General features: G+C 65.0%; 7 protein-coding genes. All 7 read right to left on the bottom strand.

What is annotated here, in order from left to right; translation table 11 throughout:
* The coding region (locus tag JHD67_RS22460) for a VpsR-related response regulator (RefSeq protein ID WP_233172154.1) at window positions 1-570 on the bottom strand (570 nt) is incomplete at its 3' end.
* A gap of 295 nt (window positions 571-865) precedes the next feature.
* A complete protein-coding gene (locus tag JHD67_RS20905; protein ID WP_199101077.1) occupies window positions 866-1,285 on the bottom strand; it encodes a VOC family protein in 420 nt (139 codons plus the stop codon).
* Between the two features lie 30 nt (window positions 1,286-1,315).
* A complete protein-coding gene (locus tag JHD67_RS20900) occupies window positions 1,316-1,744 on the bottom strand; it encodes an HIT family protein (RefSeq protein WP_199101076.1) in 429 nt (142 codons plus the stop codon).
* On the bottom strand, window positions 1,744-2,562 hold the full coding sequence (locus JHD67_RS20895) for an NAD(P)-dependent oxidoreductase (RefSeq protein ID WP_199101075.1): 819 nt from the start codon (window positions 2,560-2,562) through the stop codon (window positions 1,744-1,746). The genes JHD67_RS20900 and JHD67_RS20895 overlap by 1 nt, the downstream gene beginning before the upstream one ends.
* Before the next feature lie 79 nt (window positions 2,563-2,641).
* Window positions 2,642-3,244 (bottom strand): LON peptidase substrate-binding domain-containing protein, encoded by a 603-nt coding sequence (locus JHD67_RS20890; RefSeq protein WP_199101074.1) that lies wholly within the window; start codon window positions 3,242-3,244, stop codon window positions 2,642-2,644.
* A 30-nt stretch (window positions 3,245-3,274) separates the two neighbouring features.
* Window positions 3,275-4,630, bottom strand: coding sequence for a UDP-N-acetylmuramate:L-alanyl-gamma-D-glutamyl-meso-diaminopimelate ligase (gene mpl / locus JHD67_RS20885; RefSeq protein ID WP_199101073.1), 1,356 nt, complete (start codon window positions 4,628-4,630; stop codon window positions 3,275-3,277).
* Window positions 4,631-4,713: 83 nt separating this feature from the next.
* Window positions 4,714-5,083 (bottom strand): nucleoside monophosphate kinase (locus JHD67_RS20880; RefSeq protein WP_199101072.1); only part of this gene is annotated, 370 nt, incomplete at its 5' end.

The raw sequence follows: 5,083 nt of genomic DNA, 5'->3' as shown, positions 1-5,083 counted from the left end.
GGGACGATCAGCGCGGGCCGACAGCCCGTGCAGGGCGCGCGCGGCCACTTCCTTGCCGGTACCGGTTTCGCCGGTAATCAGCACTGGCAGTTCCACCGGCGCGTACTTGCGGATGCTCGCCACCACATTGCGGATCGCCATGCTGTGCCCGGTCACGCCGATATCGCCCGGCTCGGGCGGTTCGGCCGGCCGATCGCCACCGATGCGTGCCAGCGTTTCGATCAGCCGTTCCAGATCGACCGGAGCGGTGACATATTCAATGCTTGCTTCCAGGATGCGATCGATCAGCGGGTCCTGGGCCGGCATGTCAGGCGACACCAAGGCCACCCAGGGCAGCCATGGGTGATCCTCCATCAGTTGGGCCATGATCAACGGCGACGCCGGGTCGCCCAGACGCAGATCGGCCAGTGCCACCACCGTGTCGTTGTTGCGCATGCCCACACCCGCCTGGGCCCCGGCATCGGCCACGCGCACGATCCACCCCGCCTTTGCCAGCTCCGCACGTTCCGTGTCGTCGGGCTGCCCAAACCAGACGACGCAGCGTCTGGCTTCCTCCCTCAAAACCGCCATGGCTCCCCTCCCCCTCCCCTGTTAAGGGTCACAGGTTTCGGTCGGACGTAGCCAAGCCCTTGGCCACCCCTGGTCACCACGCCCGTCGCGCAAGCTACGCCGCGACCACCGTAAAAGTGTGATGTAGCTCACACAATATACAACTCTGCGCGTGACAGTCACTCGACAAAGGATGCATGTGCAACCGGCAAAAGCCGCATATCTGGCAAATGGCTAGCCCCTATGGCCTAGGAATGCTCGCCACCAAGGTCTACGCAAGTCACACGCAAGGCTAGCGACCCACGCCGCTGGCCCGTCACCAGACCCCGGTATTGGGCATCGACGCCCATGGCTCCTGCGGTGGCAGATGACCATCCTGCAGCAGTTCGACCGAAATCAGGTCAGGCGAGCGTACAAAAGCCATATGTCCATCGCGTGGCGGCCGGTTGATGGTGTAGCCCATGGCCTGCAAGCGCGCACAGGTGGCGTAGATGTCGTCCACGCGGAAGGCCAGATGGCCAAAGTTGCGGGCGCTGCCATAGTCCTCGGTGGAGCCCCAGTTGTAGGTCAACTCCAATTCCGCTTCGGGCGATTGCGGCGCGGCCAGAAAAATCAGGGTGAACTTGCCCGCGGCATGCTCCATGCGGCGCTTTTCCTGCAAGCCCAACCCTTCGCAGAAGAAACGCAGGTTGGCGTCGATATCGCGGATGCGGATCATGGTGTGCAGGTATTTCATCGAGGTCTCCACGACGCGAGGCTCAGCGCCTCACGCCCATAGCAAAGGGCGCACACGCTCGGCCAACCGCTCAAGCTCATCGCGCGAGGTCGGCGTCGGCGCGCCATGGGGATAGACGCGCAGCAAGCCATCCGCCATCCGGCGCGGCTGTACATGCAGGTGAAGGTGCGGCACTTCCTGGCCACCGGCCGCGCCGTTGGACTGCCACAGATTGAGCCCCTCCGGATCGAAGGCGACGCGCAAGGCGCGCGCCACCCGCACGCCCAACTGCATGACCGCTGCGGCACTCACCTCGTCGAGGTCGTAGAGGGTTTCCACATGCACGCGTGGCACTACCAGCACGTGCCCCGGCACGGCCTGCCGCAGATCGAGAAATGCCAGCGCCTGCTCGTTCTGCGCTATCACGCTGGCCGGCTGTCGACCGGCCACGATGGCACAGAAGGGGCAATCAACGCGCATCAATCAAGAAACAGATCGGGCAACAGCGACTGCGAGGCGTCCATGGCGTACGGCGCAAAGTCGGAAACGCCCGCCTCACGCAGCACCTCTTCGTCGATCAGGAACTGGCCCGCAAAACCCTTGGCGGAGCGCGTCAACACGGCATGCGCCGCATCGGCCACGATGGCCGGCTTGCGGCAGCGCTCCAACGGCACGCCCGGAATCATGTTGAGCGCATCCGTGGCAATGATGGTACGCGGCCACAACGCGTTCACCGCCACGCCCTGCCGACCGAACTCACCCGCCAGGCCCAGCGTGACGAAACTCATGCCCATCTTGGCCAGCGTATAGCCGGTGTGCGCTGCCCACCATTTGGTATCCAGCGACGGCGGCGGCGCCAGCGTAAGGATGTGCGGATTCTCCGCTTTCAGCAGATGCGGCAGGCATACCTGCGCGCACAGAAAGCTGCCTCGCGCGTTCACTTGCTGCATCAGGTCGAAGCGTTTCATCGGCGTATCAAGCGCGCCGGCCAACCAGATGGCGCTGGCGTTGTTCACCAGGATGTCGATGCCGCCAAAAGCTTCCACCGTCGCGGCGACGGCGGCTTTCACCTCATCTTCTTCACGGATGTCGCACTTGATTGGCAGTGCTTTGCCGCCGGCCGCCTCGATGTCCGCCGCGGCGCTATGAATGGTGCCCGGCAATTTCGGGTTGGGCACACTGCTCTTGGCCACGATGGCGATGTTGGCGCCATCACGCGCGGCACGCAGCGCGATCGCCAGACCGATGCCGCGCGAGGCGCCGGTGATGAACAAGGTCTTGCCTGCGAGGCTGCTCATGGAGGGTCTGCCGTGATCAAAGAACTCTCAGTGTAGGAGCGAGCCTGTTGCACGGAAAGCCTGTCCGCGCGGGTGGGCCTCAAGCGCGCTGGAAGCGGGGCAAGATGTCCCTGACTTCGGCCAGCCGCCGCACCGGATCGGTCACTTCCAGCATACGTTGCCGCTCGTCGTCATGCAGCGGAAGCAACTCCGCCAGGCGGAAACCCAGCCAGCTCGCATCGTCGTACAGATGCCGTGGTGCTTGGCGCCAATGCGGCGCCATGGATTCGATCAGGCGCTCCAGGATGGTTTGCAACAAGGCGAACTCCACCGGCACCTGCATCGGTGACTCCTCGGGCCAGGTTTCCACATCGCCGCGCATCAATCCATCCGAGCGCACGCGAGTACGAGCCACGCGAAAACGCGCTCCGCCCTCCGCAAGAATGCCGAGCAGGCCGTCGTCGCGATTATGGAAATCCACGATGTGCGCCAGCGTGCCCACGGCGGCCGGCGTGGCAGGCACGCCGACCTCGTTGCCGGCAAGGATCAGGCATACGCCGAACGGTTTGGCCGTGCGCGCGCATTCGCGCACCATATCCAGGTAACGCGGCTCGAAGATGCGCAGCGGCAACTGGCCACCGGGATACAACACGGTACCCAGCGGGAACAGCGGCAAGTCGCGAAAGGGAGACTGAGCGGCCATGTCGCCGAGTGTAGCTGGTGGACCAGTAGCTCAGCCCTTGAGGGCCTCGGCAAAACGCCGCGGGGCACCCTCGAAGCCACCGTTGGACATGAAGACCACGTGGTCGCCGGCACGCACATCGCGACGCAGCGCCTCGATCAGCGCATCGACCGTGGGCACGGTGCTGCCACGACCATGCAGCGCGCCCGTAACGCGACCGGCGTCCCAGGACAACTCGGGGCGATGCAGGAATACCACCGCATCGGCGTCGGACAACGACGGCGCCAGCGCCTCCGCATGTGCTCCCAGACGCATCGAATTCGAACGCGGCTCCAACGCCACCACGATGCGCGCCGGCCCCACCTTGGCACGCAGGCCCGCCAGCGTAGTGGCAATGGCGGTGGGGTGATGCGCAAAGTCGTCATACACACGCACACCCGCCGCCTCGCCCACCACTTCCATGCGACGCTTGACGCTACGGAAGCTGGCGAAGGCCGGCAGCAAGGCGCGCGGATCGGCGCCTGCGGCTGTGGCCGCAGCCAATGCGGCCAGCGCATTCATTACGCTGTGGTCGCCCATCAACGACCAGTGGATATCGCCGATGCGTTCGCCCTGATGATGCACGGTGAACGAAGAACCATCCGCCGCGAGCAACTGCGCCTGCCAGTCACCCCGACCGATGCCGAAGGTTTCCACCGGTGTCCAGCAGCCCATCGCCAGCACTTCTTCCAGATGCTTGTCGTGCGCATTGACGATCAAGCGGCCATTGCCCGGCACCGTGCGCACCAGGTGATGGAACTGACGCTGGATCGCCGCGACATCCGGAAAGATATCCGCGTGGTCGTATTCCAGATTGTTGAGGAGGGCGATGCGCGGACGGTAATGCACGAACTTGGAGCGCTTGTCGAAAAACGCGCTGTCGTACTCGTCCGCCTCGATCACAAAGGGTTTGCCGCTGCCCACGCGCGCCGACACATCGAAGTTGCCCGGCACGCCGCCAATCAAAAAGCCCGGTGCCAGGCCGACGCTTTCGAGCAGGTGCGCCAGCAGGCTGGTGGTGGTGGTCTTGCCGTGCGTGCCGGCTACGGCCAGCACCTCACGCCCCTGCAACAGCGTATCGCCCAGCCATTGCGGGCCGGAGATGTAGCGCAATTGGGCATCGAGCATATATTCCACGGCGGGGTTGCCGCGCACCATGGCGTTGCCGACCACGACCAAGTCCGGCGCCGGTTGCAGGTAGGAGGCCTTGTAGCCGTCCATCAGGCGAATGCCGAGCGACTCCAGCTGGGTGCTCATCGGCGGATAGACGTTGGCGTCGGAACCTTCGACGGTGAGACCGAGCTCACGCGCCAGCGCGGCGACGCCGCCCATGAAGGTGCCGCAGATGCCGAGGATATGCAGACGCATGTAGGTTCCGTTCGCTGGAGCGGCAAGCGCGCTCAAGCGCGCCCGCCTAAAACCATCGGGCCGCCTTGCGGCGGCCCGGAGAGTCAGCCGTTGGCGGCTGCCGTTTCGCTGGCCAAGGCACGCTTGACGCGCTCGGTGACCTCGTTGAGTTCGCCCACGCCATCCACCACCTGCAGCTTGCCGCGGCGGGCGAAGAACTCCGCCACCGGTGCGGTCTGCTCGGCGTAGACCTTGAGGCGATCGCGCACCACCGCCGGATCGTCGTCCTTGCGGTGTTCGGCGGCGAAGCGGATCTCGCAGCGACCGATGATCACCTCGTTCGGCACGTCCAGCTTCACCACTGCGTCCAGCGGCTGGCCGATCTTGGCCAGCAGATGATCCAGCGCATCGGCCTGGGCCAGGTTGCGCGGGTAGCCGTCGAGAATGAAGCCGTTCTTCACGTCGTCCTGGGCC

The organism is Dyella sp. ASV21, from assembly GCF_016428975.1.
Lineage (GTDB): Bacteria > Pseudomonadota > Gammaproteobacteria > Xanthomonadales > Rhodanobacteraceae > Dyella.
The sequence above is the reverse complement of the archived record's forward strand: the minus strand, read 5'-3'. Positions and strand labels throughout refer to the sequence as shown.

Excerpts from the sequence above, each read along its gene's own strand:
- JHD67_RS20905 (WP_199101077.1), bottom strand. The coding sequence starts at position 1,285 with ATGAAATACCTGCACACCATGATCCGCATCCGCGATATCGACGCCAAC.
- JHD67_RS20900 (WP_199101076.1), bottom strand. The coding sequence starts at position 1,744 with ATGCGCGTTGATTGCCCCTTCTGTGCCATCGTGGCCGGTCGACAGCCG.
- JHD67_RS20895 (WP_199101075.1), bottom strand. The coding sequence starts at position 2,562 with ATGAGCAGCCTCGCAGGCAAGACCTTGTTCATCACCGGCGCCTCGCGC.
- JHD67_RS20890 (WP_199101074.1), bottom strand. The coding sequence starts at position 3,244 with ATGGCCGCTCAGTCTCCCTTTCGCGACTTGCCGCTGTTCCCGCTGGGT.
- mpl (WP_199101073.1), bottom strand. The coding sequence starts at position 4,630 with ATGCGTCTGCATATCCTCGGCATCTGCGGCACCTTCATGGGCGGCGTC.